General features: G+C 63.8%; 11 protein-coding genes. 5 read left to right on the top strand and 6 right to left on the bottom strand.

From position 1 onward, the window contains the following. Positions 1–158: 158 nt before the first annotated feature. From AB7F49_RS10530 to AB7F49_RS10515, 4 genes are all read left to right on the top strand, one after another. Positions 159–1,187: a hypothetical protein gene (locus AB7F49_RS10530; protein ID WP_428522062.1), complete on the top strand. Its 1,029-nt coding sequence runs from the start codon at positions 159–161 to the stop codon at positions 1,185–1,187. A 106-nt stretch (positions 1,188–1,293) separates the two neighbouring features. Continuing rightward, positions 1,294–2,271, top strand: coding sequence for an ABC transporter substrate-binding protein (locus AB7F49_RS10525; protein ID WP_428522022.1), 978 nt, complete (start codon positions 1,294–1,296; stop codon positions 2,269–2,271). A 184-nt stretch (positions 2,272–2,455) separates the two neighbouring features. After that, positions 2,456–2,734, top strand: coding sequence for a hypothetical protein (locus tag AB7F49_RS10520; RefSeq protein ID WP_428522020.1), 279 nt, complete (start codon positions 2,456–2,458; stop codon positions 2,732–2,734). A gap of 104 nt (positions 2,735–2,838) precedes the next feature. Beyond that, complete coding sequence (locus tag AB7F49_RS10515; RefSeq protein WP_428522018.1) at positions 2,839–4,641, top strand: phosphatase PAP2 family protein; 1,803 nt, start codon at positions 2,839–2,841, stop codon at positions 4,639–4,641. A 118-nt stretch (positions 4,642–4,759) separates the two neighbouring features. Here AB7F49_RS10515 and AB7F49_RS10510 read toward each other — a convergent pair whose 3' ends face one another. The 4 genes from AB7F49_RS10510 to AB7F49_RS10495 form a co-directional block, all read right to left on the bottom strand. Beyond that, a complete protein-coding gene (locus AB7F49_RS10510) occupies positions 4,760–7,036 on the bottom strand; it encodes a spermidine synthase (RefSeq protein ID WP_428522016.1) in 2,277 nt (758 codons plus the stop codon). 126 nt (positions 7,037–7,162) lie between these two features. Continuing rightward, entirely contained in the window at positions 7,163–7,792 is a 630-nt protein-coding gene (locus AB7F49_RS10505) for a hypothetical protein (RefSeq protein WP_428522014.1), read from the bottom strand. A gap of 99 nt (positions 7,793–7,891) precedes the next feature. Then, on the bottom strand, positions 7,892–8,659 hold the full coding sequence (locus tag AB7F49_RS10500) for an SDR family NAD(P)-dependent oxidoreductase (protein ID WP_428522012.1): 768 nt from the start codon (positions 8,657–8,659) through the stop codon (positions 7,892–7,894). A gap of 35 nt (positions 8,660–8,694) precedes the next feature. Next, a complete protein-coding gene (locus tag AB7F49_RS10495) occupies positions 8,695–9,615 on the bottom strand; it encodes a LysR substrate-binding domain-containing protein (RefSeq protein ID WP_428522010.1) in 921 nt (306 codons plus the stop codon). A 100-nt stretch (positions 9,616–9,715) separates the two neighbouring features. On the opposite strand from AB7F49_RS10495, the gene AB7F49_RS10490 reads away from it, so the two are divergent. Beyond that, positions 9,716–10,336 (top strand): pyridoxamine 5'-phosphate oxidase family protein, encoded by a 621-nt coding sequence (locus tag AB7F49_RS10490; protein ID WP_428522008.1) that lies wholly within the window; start codon positions 9,716–9,718, stop codon positions 10,334–10,336. 24 nt (positions 10,337–10,360) lie between these two features. On the opposite strand, the gene lpdA is transcribed toward AB7F49_RS10490, so the two are convergent. Together lpdA and AB7F49_RS10480 are read right to left on the bottom strand one after the other, a co-directional pair. Next, a complete protein-coding gene (gene lpdA / locus AB7F49_RS10485) occupies positions 10,361–11,764 on the bottom strand; it encodes a dihydrolipoyl dehydrogenase (protein ID WP_428522060.1) in 1,404 nt (467 codons plus the stop codon). A 36-nt stretch (positions 11,765–11,800) separates the two neighbouring features. After that, positions 11,801–12,499 carry a hypothetical protein gene (locus tag AB7F49_RS10480; protein ID WP_428522006.1) on the bottom strand — a complete coding sequence of 233 codons (699 nt, stop codon included), beginning with the start codon at positions 12,497–12,499 and terminating at the stop codon, positions 11,801–11,803. Positions 12,500–12,519 lie beyond the last annotated feature (20 nt).

Genomic DNA, 12,519 nt, shown 5'->3' with positions numbered 1-12,519 from the left:
GAGATACCCGAGCCGTGCAGTCCCTGTGGACGCGTCGATTGCGATATTTGGTTGCTGCCGGAGACGCCGGCACCCGTTCGCCCATCGCCAATGCTGCACGGTCCACGGCGCGCGCGGCGTTTTGTTCCGTCGCCGTCGCGTTCGGGCTCTTCTTCGCGCTGCCTGCCGCCCAGGCGCAACAGCCCGCACTCACGGCATCGCAGTCGGATGCCCTCGAGCGGTACAACAAGGCGCTCAATGACTTCAAATCGATCCTGAGCCAGCGCCGCTCGCAGATCGATGAGAAGCAGGAGCTGCCGAACCTGCCGGGCCAGGCGCTCTACCGCGCCCGAAACGCCGTGATGAGCACCTACAAAGATCTGACCGACGCGCTGCCAGTACGGATCGGGCCACCAAACAAGTTCCGTATTCCGCCGGCCTATCTCGATGCCGCCGTCGAGCCACTGCTGGACGAGTATCTCGCCCTGTTCAGCATCATGCAGGCAGCGCCGGCCAATGCACAAAGTTCGGCGACGCCGTTCAAGGACGTTGTCGATCTCGCCACCGCCATTGCCCGCGCCCGCGGCCTCGATGCGGCCCATGCCGATATTGCCGGCCGCATCGGTCTTGGCATCTTCTTTGCCGAGACCAATGGCAATCAGAACATCGGCAATGCGAGGTCCAACAAGTACAAGGGCAGCTTCCAGACCGGCGTGGCGGAAGCCGAACGCGGCCGACGAAAGTGGGGGACGCTCAAGCCCTCGATTGCAGCTTTCGATCCGGCGCTGATCACGCGCGACGCCCAAGAGGAAGCGCGGGTCGGCAAGCTCGACCGCCGGTACAATCACTGGCTCAATGTGCGCGACGCGTTGATGAACGCACATGCCGACGCGTTCCCGCACATTCCGGCGATCGCCGCGACCTTTCCCGATCCGATCGATCAGTTGAAGCTGTTCGAACTGATCCAGATCGTTCCCTCGCCGACCAAAGCCGCGATCAGATCGGGCGACATCGCCGGATACCGGGTCTCCGACCCGCGGATCATGGACTATCTGCGCAACAATTCCATGTTCAGCTTCGGACAGGCCGATCGGACGAAGACATCGGCGACCTATCGCGAGATACTCGATGCGATGTGGCTGTTCAACGAGAAGTTCGAACGGGCGCTGTCCAAGTTCGACGAGATCAAGACGCGGCCGAAAGGATAATGTCCGCGATGACGCCGGGTCTTGCGCTGGACACGAGCGGACATCCTTATCCTTCCGGACCGGCCGGTTCGTGGCTACGATGCATCGCCTGGGAGGCGGAGCGGACATGAGGCGGCGGGAATTCCTCAGTGTAATGAGCGGCGGCGCAATGGCGTGGCCGTTCGCGGCGCTCGCACAGCAGCCAAGGCGCCCGACCATCGGATTTCTGGGAACGGCCGCCGCATCAGCATGGAGCCAATGGGTTGCGGCATTTGTCGATCGATTGCGCGAACTGGGCTGGATCGAGGAACGCACCGTCACCATCGAGTATCGCTGGGGGGAGGGACGCCATGAACGGCTCGCCGAAATCGCGGCCGAGCTTGTCAGGCTGAAAGTCGATGTCATTGTCACTTCGGGGACGGCAGTCCCGGACGCAATGCGCGCCACATCGACGATCCCGATCGTGTTCGCATTGGCCGCTGATCCGGTCGGCGCCGGATTGGTCGCGACTCTGGCCCGGCCTGGCGGCAATGTAACCGGCCTCTCGATTCAGTCCGCCGACCTGGTGGGCAAGCGAATTGAACTCTTGCGCGAGGTTGTCCCCAATTTCCATCGGCTGGCGATTCTCGGCAATGGCAACAACCAGAACCTGATGCTGGACGTGCGGGACGCGCAAAGTGCAGCAAAGGCGCTTCGGCTTCAGGAGGTCGCCATATTCGAAATCCGGCGAGCGGAGGACATTTCGCCTGCTATCGAAAAGATAAAGAACGGTGCTGACGCGCTGTATGTCGTGGCTGACCCGCTTGTGAACGCCAATCGCGTTCACCTCAACGCCTTGGCGTTGCGTGCACGTCTGCCAACCATGCACGGCAGTCGGGAATATGTCGTTGCCGGCGGGCTGATCTGCTACGGGCCAAACTTTTCAGGCAATTTCCGGCGCGCTGCAGACTTCGCGGACAAGATTCTGCGCGGGGCAAACCCCGCAGAACTGCCGGTCGAGCAACCGGTCAAATTCGATCTCGTCATCAATCTTGCGACCGCAAAAACGCTCGGCCTATCAGTCCCGGGATCGTTTCTGGTGCGCGCCGACGAGATCATCGAATAGCCATGTGCTCTCTGGTGCGTGGCTCCGCCGCTGGACCAGTTCTTGCCATCGGCTCCACGTTGCGTGTTCGAACACATTTCCGTGACGATTGGACACGCATTAACCACGGAATAAACATTTCGTGTCCCGGGTGCGAATTTGGGCGGGCAGCGTTATCTCCATCGAGGATGAGGAGTTGACGTGTATGAACAGCCATCTTGCCACTCTGGTAGAGGCCGCGAAGCTTGGTCGCGAGGAGTTGGCCAAATTCCGGGAAAGCGCGCCGGCGGCCCCGGCGCAAGCCGAAGCTGCCATCCGCCGCCTGACCGATGTGTTGCAGAGCGAAGCGGTCAGCGACGCTCTGGTGGCACTCGAGCAGGTCGAGGACGCGCCGTCCATGAAATCGGATCCGCCCGTGGACCTTCGGGTGCCCTATCCGTGGCGGTCGCACCGGCGCTCGCGCATGACACTGCCGCGGAACTGATCGGCCCGCGGCAGCATCGCTGTTACGATATACAACCTGTGATTGATTTATTTTTGGATAAAGCATAAGATTGTAGTCCTCCTTTGTGAACTCTGGAGGGCGACATGAAATACCTACTCAGACGGCTTGCCATCTGCGCCGCGGTCGCGAGCGCGCCCGGCTCTGTTTCTGCGCAACAGGTGCTGCAGCCGCAATCGCAGGACGACTTCAGCCGCGTGTTGAGTCCGGGGCTGCTTCAGCCGGGTCTCACTCCCGAAGTGTCAAAACAGCTGCAACGCGAAGCTGCGCGGAACTGCTTCGATCCGGATTCTTTCCAGCGAGCGCTCCCGCAGATCCCCCCGGACCAGTTGCGCCCGCTGCCATGCGCGCCGCAGAGCGCATTCGACCGCTTCGTGATGTGGAACCAGATCGCCCTCGACACCACCGCGATCGACCACGCCCCGCCGCCTCCAGGGGTCAACACCAATCCCGGTCTTCAGCATCTCGGCCCGCATCGTTCCAGCCGCGTCATGGCGATCGTGCATGTTGCGATGTTCGACGCCATCAATATGGCCAGCCGCTTCAACGGAAAAAATCCGTCGCAGCCAAATTACCGGTTCGAAACCTATTCGCCGAATCTGCCGTTGCCCAAGCGGGCCGTCTCGATCGACCTCGCCATCACCTATGCAGCCGGAGAGACGTTGAAGGCGCTGTACAGGGAGCAGGCGCCGGTGATCGCGGAATTCATGCGGCTGGACGAGATGGCCATCCTCAACAAGAAGGACGGCAAGACACCATTCTACAGCGAAGCGCGCGATCTCGGAACCGCCGCCGCACGGGCCATTCTCGATCGGCGAAAAAATGACGGGTCGGCGCATGTGGAGCCGCAGGTGGGGCAGGATGGATTTCCGCTCGCCGACGGACCCGGCCAATGGAGACCCGACCCGGTGAGCAACATCATCACGGCGCTCGGCGGAAGATGGGGAAGCGTAGAGCCCTTCGTCATCCGAAACGTCCCGACCTTCCGTCCGCCGGCACCGCCGTCGCCCGGAGACCCGCGCTATGCGAAGGACTTCGAGGAAGTCAGACGACTTGGCGGCGAGGTAACCCAGCGCACGCGGACCGACCGCACGGAGGAAGAAACCATCATCGGAATATTCTGGGCCTATGACGGCACCGCGTTCCTGTGCGCACCGCCGCGGCTCTACAACCAGGTCATCCGCCAGATCGTGGAGCAGAAGACCAGGGACGAACGAAGCAAGGATCAGGACCCCAAGCTGCTGAATTATGCGCGGCTGTTTGCGCTTGCAAACCTGGCCATGGCCGACGCCGCGATCGCGGCCTGGGACGCCAAATATCACTATCGCTACTGGCGTCCCGTGGTCGGAATTCGGGCCGCGGCGACCGACGGAAATGCGGCGACGGAGCCGGATTATTACTGGCGCGCGCTCGGGGCACCGGCGAGCAATTCGGTCCGCGGCCCGAATTTCACGCCGCCATTTCCGGCCTATCCTTCCGGGCATGCCACGTTCGGCGGCGCGCTGTTCGAAGTGCTTCGCAACTTCTATGCCGAGGGTACTGCCTTCACCTTCCGGTCGGATGAGTATAACGGCATCAACAGGCCGGTCGGCTCCAGCACGCCGCGTCCGGAGATCGTCCGAAGCTTTGCGAATTTTCGCGCTGCCGAGGACGAGAACGCGCGCAGCCGGATTTATATCGGCGTGCACTGGCAGTTCGACGCCGACGCCGGAATCGCGCAGGGCAATCAGGTCGGAAGCTTCGTGGTGGCCAATGCACTTCGCTGCCTGACCAACGACGGCAAGCCGCGGGATTGCCGTCCCGACAGCGGGCTGGATGTCTTGCAGCGCTTTCTGATCTCGACCGAGAAGCGCGTCATCACCACGCCGCTCAACGCTGCGCCGCAATGACGCATCGTCCACCGGCGAAGTGAAGCCGTTGCCGAGCGGGCCGCCCAAGGCCGCCCGCTCGGAAGGTTCTGTGCGTCCGCCGAGTGCGGCTTGAACTGTCCGGGAGGCAGGGCTGGCCTCAGCCGCCTTGCCGCCAGCGTGCGCGCAAGTGGCGGATCACGGCGCCAACCACGTTCGAATAATCGTCCGACCAAACCCGCTGCGAGGGATCGCGAATGAAGACCGGCCAGTAATCGGACTTCGCCAGCGCGCCGAAATCCTCTTCCCGGCGCGCCAGCGCCGCGACGCGCGGCACCCACAGATAGCGATCGGCATCCTCCTCCGCATCGCCGCCGTCATAGATGCGCGCAATCAGATCGTTTGCTTCGGCGACGCCCGCGACCACCGACGCCAGTTCCAGATTCTTGTTCGAGATGTGCATGGCGATCAGCCCGTCCGGCTTTAGCTTGCGCAGATAGAGCGCGACCGCCTCCTTGGTCAGTAGATGGATCGGAATCGCCGCACCAATGAAGGCGTCGATCATGATCAGGTCGTAGCTTGCGTCGGGCGCCTTTTCGAGGTTCAGCCTCGCGTCGCCGACCACCATCGGGGCGTCGGGCGCGCATTCCGACACGAAGTTGAACAGCTTGGGGTCGGAGGCGATGCGGATGATGTCCGGATCGATCTCGTAATAGGTGAGCGTATCGCCCGGTCGGCGCTGACAGGCGAGCGAGCCGGTGCCGAGCCCGACCACGGCAACGTCGATCGGTCCGCCTTTCTTCGCCTGCACCGCCTTGAACACCTGATCGATTCCGAAGCCCTGGTAGAATTCGGAGATCATTTCCGGCCGGCCCTTGATCGGGTTGCCGTCGTCATCGAGCATTTTTTGCGTGCCCTGGCTGGTGGTGCCATGCCACAGCCCGCGATATTGCCCGTTCCATGAATCCACCACGCTCAGCACGCCGAAGAAGTTGCGCACCAGATGGACCGGCGGGTTGCTGCGGAACGTCAGATTGGTGAGGAACAGCACCCCGAGGATCGCCGCAAAGGCGAGCGGCCTCTGCCAGAAGCTCACGGTGAGGCCGATCAGCAGACCGACCGCGACATAGAGCATGTTGACATCAGGCTTCAGGTCGAAGGCGATGGCGGCGAGCAGCGTGAGCAGGCCGGCCGCCAGTGCCACGAAGAGCGGCCATTGCCCGGTCCCGCGCGCCGGCCAGGAAAGGCCCGGTCTCGCCAGCACCGCGAGCAGAAGCAGGATCGGATATTCCGCGATCCAGTTGAACACGCGCGGCGCAACCAGTCCGGTGACGATGCCGCCGATCATGCCGCCGACCGATATCCACATGTAATAGCCGGTGAGGTACCGGGGCGGCGGCCGCCGGCGCGCCAGTTCGCCGTGGCACATCAGCACGCAGACGAAGAACACGCTGAGATGCAGCAGAAGCGACGTCACGATCGAGTCGATCGGGCCGAGCACGAAGGCCGCGGCAAGCGCCAGCACGAATACCGGCTGCACCTTCACCACCAGCGCGTGCGAAATCACCGGACGCGTCTGAAACACGATCACGAAAGTCACGAGATAGAGCGCCAGCGGCAGCACCCACATCAGCGGCACCGCGGCGACATCGGTCGCGATATGCGCAGTCACCGCGATCAGAAGTCCCGAGGGCACAGCAGCGAGAAACACCCACCAGACGATATCGGTCAGGCGGGGCGGGGCCGTCTGCTCCGCTCGTATCGCGCCGTCGAGGGCAGCCGGACCGGGATAGCGCAGCATCAGGATGCCGCAGGCGGCGGTCAGCAGAATCAGCAATCCGAATCCACCGGTCCATAGCCACGATTGCGGCCCGAGCCGGATGAACGGCTCGATCGCGATCGGATAGGAGATCAGCGCGATAAAGCTGCCGGCGTTGCTGGCGGCATAGAGAAAATACGGGTCCTTCGCCGCAGGGTGGCTGGTGCGGGCGAACCACGCCTGCAGAAGCGGACCGTTCGCGGCAAGCGCGAAGAACGGCAGTCCGATGGATGCGGCGAACAATCCGAGCAGCCAGAAGGCCTCTCCCGTTTGCGGCGGCGGACCGAAATTCGCTGCGATGTGAAGCGGCAGGAAGAAGCAGGCTACGGCGTTCACCGCGATGTGAATCACGAGTGAGGTTCGCCCCGGCGCAAGACGGGTGATCAGATGCGCATAGGCATAGCCCGCAAGCAAAGCCGTTTGAAAGAATACCAGTGCCACCGACCAGACCGCGGCAGCGCCGCCGAGCTGCGGAAGCACCATCTTGGTGAACATCGGCTGCACGGCAAAAAGCAGCGCCGCGCTGACGAAGATCGCAGTGACGAATGTCGCGAGCAGGGCGCCGTAGGGTGCAGCATGCGCTGGCGCATCGGAAGTGGTCGAAGAGTCGAGGGTCATGCAATTGAACGCGGGGGCGGACAGCGCCGTCCTCTCCGCGATGTCTCACTCCACGATTGTCGCACGCACCCCGCTTCGCCTCCCGCCGCGCAGCTCACGCGACGGGCCGCACCCGTTTATCCCGGCTCAGTTCGGCGGGATGCACCAGTCCCAGTAGCCGCGGGTTTCGGACGCGTCGATCCAGAACCAGCACAGGCCGTCCTGCGGCACCGGAGGCACCGCGGTGACGGCAATGATGGTTCCGAGCGTCACGCCGGCAACGGCAGTGCCGTACCAAGCGCGGTTCGACCAGGGGCGAACGCCGCGGACATACACGTTGCGGTTGATGTTGACGTTGCCACCCATCCCCCCCATTCCGCCGCCACCACCCATACCTCCCATGCCGCCCATACCGCCGCCGCCCATGCCACCGCCGCCCATGCCGCCCATGCCGCCGCCACCCATGCCGCCGCCGCCCATGCCACCCATGCCACCGCCGCCCATGCCACCCATGCCGCCGCCACCCATGCCACCCATGCCACCCATGCCGCCGCCGCCCATGCCACCCATGCCGCCGCCACCCATGCCGCCGCCGCCCATGCCGCCGCCACCCATGCCACCCATGCCGCCGCCACCCATGCCACCCATCTGCGCGAGGACGAGCGGATCATGGTGCGCGGGCGCGTTGGGCGCGACAGGCCAGGCGCTGCCGGCGGCCGTGGTTCCGATAATCGCAGCTGTCGAGAGAAGTGCTGTAAGGATGCCGAAGTGACGCATGTGTTTCCTCCCGGTCGGGGAATGCAGTCTGATGGCCCAGCTCAAACGGTAGCACATTTTACGATGCGTCATAGGGCCCCAGTCTTCGGGGGTCGCGGTCTAGACCCGGACCATGCCGCCGTCGACGTAAAGGGTCTGGCCGGTCATGAACGCGGAATCATCGCTGGCCAGGAACGCTACGACGCCGGAAAGATCGTCCGGCATCTGCACACGGCGGATCGGCTGCAGCTTCGCGATCTGCTCGAATTCCTCGTCCATGCTGGCACGGCCGGGCCGCGGTCGACGCCCCTCGGTGCCCGGCGTACGCGTGAGGCTCGGCGAGATCGCATTCACGGTCACGCCGTGGTTGCCCATCTCGGTTGCGAGCGCGCGCGTGAAACCGACAACGCCGCCCTTGCTGGCGATGTAATGGGTGTAGCCCGACGCCACGGTGTTAAGGGTCGACGACGAGACGTTGATGATGCGGCCCCATTTGCGCCGCTTCATGCCGGGTGCGAACGCCTTCGTCACGAGGAAGACCGCATCGAGATTGAGCGCCATCACCCGCCGCCAGTCGGCGAACGTGATCTGTTCGAACGGCTGGATCGGATAGATGCCGGCATTGTTGATCAGGATATCGCAGCGGCCGAAGCGCGCCTGAACCTCCGCAGCGAGATAGCCGACGGATTCCTCCGATGTGATGTCGCAGATCACCGACATCGCTTCGCGTCCGAGTGTCTCCACCATTGCCGCGGTGCCGTCGCAAGGCTTGATGTCGACCAGCACGAGATGCGCGCCGTCGCGCGCGAGCCGCTGTGCAAAGGCCTGGCCGAGGCCGCCGGCGGCGCCGGTGACAAGCGCGACCCTGGTTTCGAGAGAGGAAGCCATCGTAGGTCCTTGTTGTGAGCGCCGTTTGCTTCTGCTTACCCGGGAGACAGAAGGCGGTCGATGCCTGCAAGCGCCGCTTTCAGGCGCGGTGCGGCGAATTCGATGAAGCGGCGCAGCTTGAGCGGCGGACGGGTCTGCGCCGGATGGAGCAGGTGGACCGGCAGCGGCGCCGGCTCGAAGTCCGCCAGCACGATCCGCAGCCGCCCCTTCTGAAGGGCGGACGCGACCTGGTAGGACAGCACGCGCACGATCCCGACGCCGGCGACCGCGGCATCGACCGCGGCCTCGGCGGTGTTGACCGCGAGCCGCGACCGCACCGCAATGGGACGGCCGGCTTGGCCATCCGACGCGAAGGCCCAGGATGCCGTCGCGGTCGCACCGAACGTCACGCAGGGAAGCGCCATGAGATCATCAGGCGCCGCCGGCACGCCATGCGCGCCGAGAAAGTCCGGGCTGGCGCAGACGACGTACCGGACCGAACCGACGCGCGCGGCCATCATGCTTGAATCTCGCAGCGCACCGATCCGCACCGCGAGGTCGAGATGATCGCCGATCAGGTCGGCGTTGCGGTCGGACAGCACCAGCTGAATATCGATCTCCGGGAAAGCTGCGAGAAAGGCATTCACGATCGGCAGGACGTGGAGCCGGCCGAACACGATGGGAGCAGCAATCGAGAGGTGGCCTCGCGGCACCAGATACTCACCCGAGGCAGCGCGCTCGGCCTCGGAAACTTGCTCCAGTATTTTGCGCGACGCCGCGAGATAGGCTTCGCCGGCGTCGGTCAGGGAAAGCTTGCGGGTGGTGCGCATCAGAAGGCGGGCATTGAGATGCGCTTCCAGATCCGCCACCTTCCGGCTGATGGTCGGCAACGGCACGCCGAGCTTGCGGCTCGCCGCCGTGAAACTCCCGGCTTCGACCGCGGCGACGAGGATCGACATCGCTTCAAGACGATCCAAATCAATTCTCAAAAAATGAGATAATCCATTTCATTATAGACAGATTATTCCATCCGCAAAGACCCGCTATTTAGCGCGTCTATAGGTGGAGGAACATGCCATGCCCTATGGATTTCTGGACATCGCCGTAACGCCGAGCGTGAAGGCAGCACAGGCGGAGAACGGCAGTGCGCATCTGTGGGAAGACTTCAAAGGCCACCGCGCCTTCGATCGGTTCACCGAGAACGAAGTCGCCTTCCTGAGCGAACGCGACAGCTTCTACATGGCCACGATCTCGGAAACGGGGTGGCCGTATGTGCAGCATCGCGGCGGCCCGCGGGGCTTTCTGCGGGTGATCGACGACCAGACGCTGGCCTTCGCCGATTTCGCCGGCAATCGGCAATATATCAGCCTCGGCAATCTCGGCGCCGATGCGCGGGTTTCGCTGATCCTGATGGATTATGCGAACCGCCGGCGGCTGAAAATCTTCGCGCATGCCGAGGTGAAAAGTCTCGCAGACGATCCGGACCTCGCGGCCAGGGTTGCCATGCCCGGCTATCGCGGCAAGGTGGAGCGTGCCTTCGTTCTCCATCTCGATGCGTTCGACTGGAATTGCCCGCAGCACATCACGCAGCGCTTCGACGCCTCCGACGTCGCGGAGGCGATCGGTGCGTTGCAGCGCCGGATCGAGGAACTGGAATCGGAGAACAATTCTCTTCGTCAAGCCGGGGCGCGAGCGTAGCTCGCGTCCCGGAATGACAGCGACTCACATGTGGATCGCGCGCTTGTCGACGGCGAGCGCAGCTTCCTTCACCGCCTCGGGCAGCGTCGGATGCGCGTGGCAGGTGCGCGCGATGTCTTCCGACGCCGCACCGAATTCCATCGCCACCGCCGCTTCGGCGATCATGTTGCCGGCATCGGAGCCGACGATGTGCACGCCGAGCACGCGGTCGGTCTTGGCATCGGCGAGGATTTTCACGAAGCCGTCGGTCTGCTGATTGGCCTTGGCGCGTCCGTTCGCGGTGAACGGAAACTTCCCGACATTGTAGGCAACGCCGGCCTGCTTGAGATCGTCTTCGCCTTTGCCGACCGAGGCAATCTCCGGATAGGTGTAGACGACGGCGGGGATCACTTCATAGTTCACGTGGCCGGCCTGCCCGGCAAGAATTTCGGCGACCGCCACGCCTTCGTCCTCCGCCTTGTGCGCCAGCATCGGCCCGGCGATCACGTCGCCGATGGCGTAGATGCCCGACACGCTGGTTGCGAAATGCGCGTCGGTTTTCACCCGGCCACGTTCGTCGAGCGCAACGCCGGCCTCGGCGAGGCCGAGACCCTCGGTGTAGGGCACGCGGCCGATGGCAACGAGCACCACGTCGGCATCGATGGTTTCAGCATCGCCACCCTTCGCGGGCTCGACCTTCACCTTCAGCTTCTTCCCCGAGGCATCGACGGCGGAAACCTTGGAGCCGAGCTTGAAGACCATGCCCTGCTTCTCGAAAAGCCGCTGCGATTGACGCGCAACCTCCGAATCCATGCCCGGCAGAATCCGGTCGAGAAATTCGACAACCGTCACCTGCGAGCCGATCCTGCGCCAGACCGAACCCAGTTCGAGCCCGATCACGCCGGCGCCGATCACCAGAAGCTTTTCGGGGACCTTCTCGAGCGCGATCGCGCCGGTGGACGAGACGACGCGCTTCTCGTCGATGTCGATGCCCTTGAGCTTGGTGACGTCGGAGCCGGTCGCGATGACGATGTTTTTCGTCTCCAGCGTCTGCGACTTGCCGTCCGCCGACTTTACCTCGACCTTGCCGGGCGCGGTGATGCGGCCGGTGCCATGCACGACGTCGATCTTGTTCTTTTTCATCAGAAAGTCGACGCCCTTGACGTTGCCGTCGACCGCCTCGTCCTTGAAGACCAGCATCTGCTTCAGGTCGAGCTTCGGCTTCGACACGCCGATTCCCATTTTCGCGAAGGCATGGCCGGCCTCCTCGAACATCTCTGACGCATGCAGCAGCGCCTTGGACGGGATGCAGCCGATATTCAGACAGGTGCCGCCGAGCGTTGAACGCTTCTCGACCACAGCCACCTTCATGCCGAGCTGCGCCGCGCGTATGGCGCAGACATAGCCGCCGGGGCCGGTACCGATGACAATGAGATCGTAGGACATAATGGATTTCTCTTCCTGCTGGGCAATTCCGGATCGGCGCTATCGCACAGGCGACAGCGTCTCCTCGCCGCGGCCCTTGCCAAGCAGCCCGCGCAACGTGCCGTCGGTATCGAGGGCATAAATCGCGGGCATTCCGTCCGCGCGATCGACCTGAAGAAGGTTGCCCTGGCGCTTGCCCTTGCCGCGATGGGTTTCGGTCGCGGTCTGCCAGACCAGCAGGTAAGCGCCGTCCGCCGGCGAGATCGAGACGGTGCCGGAATAGGCCGAGCCGTCGGGCTTCACCCCCTGAAGTCGATAGGTTCCCCGCGGGGCGGGCGCCGGATCCGGATCGAGCGGTGCAAACAATTCGAGCGTGTCGTTGCCGGCACCATCGTCCCATTCACCCGAAAGCACACCCTCGTCGGTGGACGAATAGACCACCGGATATTTCTCGCCCCATTGCACGACCAGCGCGTGGCGGTCCAGCTCTCCAACCCCGGAAAAGGTTTCGTTGTCGACCCACCAGATCAGCCGCACGCTGTCGGACCGCGGCAGGACCGCGGCAATGCCGTTGTAGGTCTTGCCCGCGCCGTCGGTGCCCTTGTTGCGGTAGAGGCCGCCGATCGAGGCGAGGTATTCGAGGTCCGAATCGCTGGCAACGGTGTCGCCGGCAGGAGGCCGCGCCGCATCGACGTTCCTCGCCGCGAGAACCGCCGCGACAACAAAAGCGCACAGCACGAGACTTTTCAGTTTCGTCATTGTGTCGTCCAACCGGTTGG

The organism is Pseudorhodoplanes sp., from assembly GCF_050250235.1.
GTDB lineage: Bacteria > Pseudomonadota > Alphaproteobacteria > Rhizobiales > Xanthobacteraceae > Pseudorhodoplanes.
This window is presented reverse-complemented; position numbering and strand designations above follow the sequence as displayed.

What these genes read in the sequence shown, in the direction of transcription:
- AB7F49_RS10525 (WP_428522022.1), top strand. Translation starts at nt 1,294, where the DNA reads ATGAGGCGGCGGGAATTCCTCAGTGTAATGAGCGGCGGCGCAATGGCG.
- AB7F49_RS10520 (WP_428522020.1), top strand. Translation starts at nt 2,456, where the DNA reads ATGAACAGCCATCTTGCCACTCTGGTAGAGGCCGCGAAGCTTGGTCGC.
- AB7F49_RS10515 (WP_428522018.1), top strand. Translation starts at nt 2,839, where the DNA reads ATGAAATACCTACTCAGACGGCTTGCCATCTGCGCCGCGGTCGCGAGC.
- AB7F49_RS10510 (WP_428522016.1), bottom strand. Translation starts at nt 7,036, where the DNA reads ATGACCCTCGACTCTTCGACCACTTCCGATGCGCCAGCGCATGCTGCA.
- AB7F49_RS10505 (WP_428522014.1), bottom strand. Translation starts at nt 7,792, where the DNA reads ATGCGTCACTTCGGCATCCTTACAGCACTTCTCTCGACAGCTGCGATT.
- AB7F49_RS10500 (WP_428522012.1), bottom strand. Translation starts at nt 8,659, where the DNA reads ATGGCTTCCTCTCTCGAAACCAGGGTCGCGCTTGTCACCGGCGCCGCC.
- AB7F49_RS10490 (WP_428522008.1), top strand. Translation starts at nt 9,716, where the DNA reads ATGCCCTATGGATTTCTGGACATCGCCGTAACGCCGAGCGTGAAGGCA.
- AB7F49_RS10480 (WP_428522006.1), bottom strand. Translation starts at nt 12,499, where the DNA reads ATGACGAAACTGAAAAGTCTCGTGCTGTGCGCTTTTGTTGTCGCGGCG.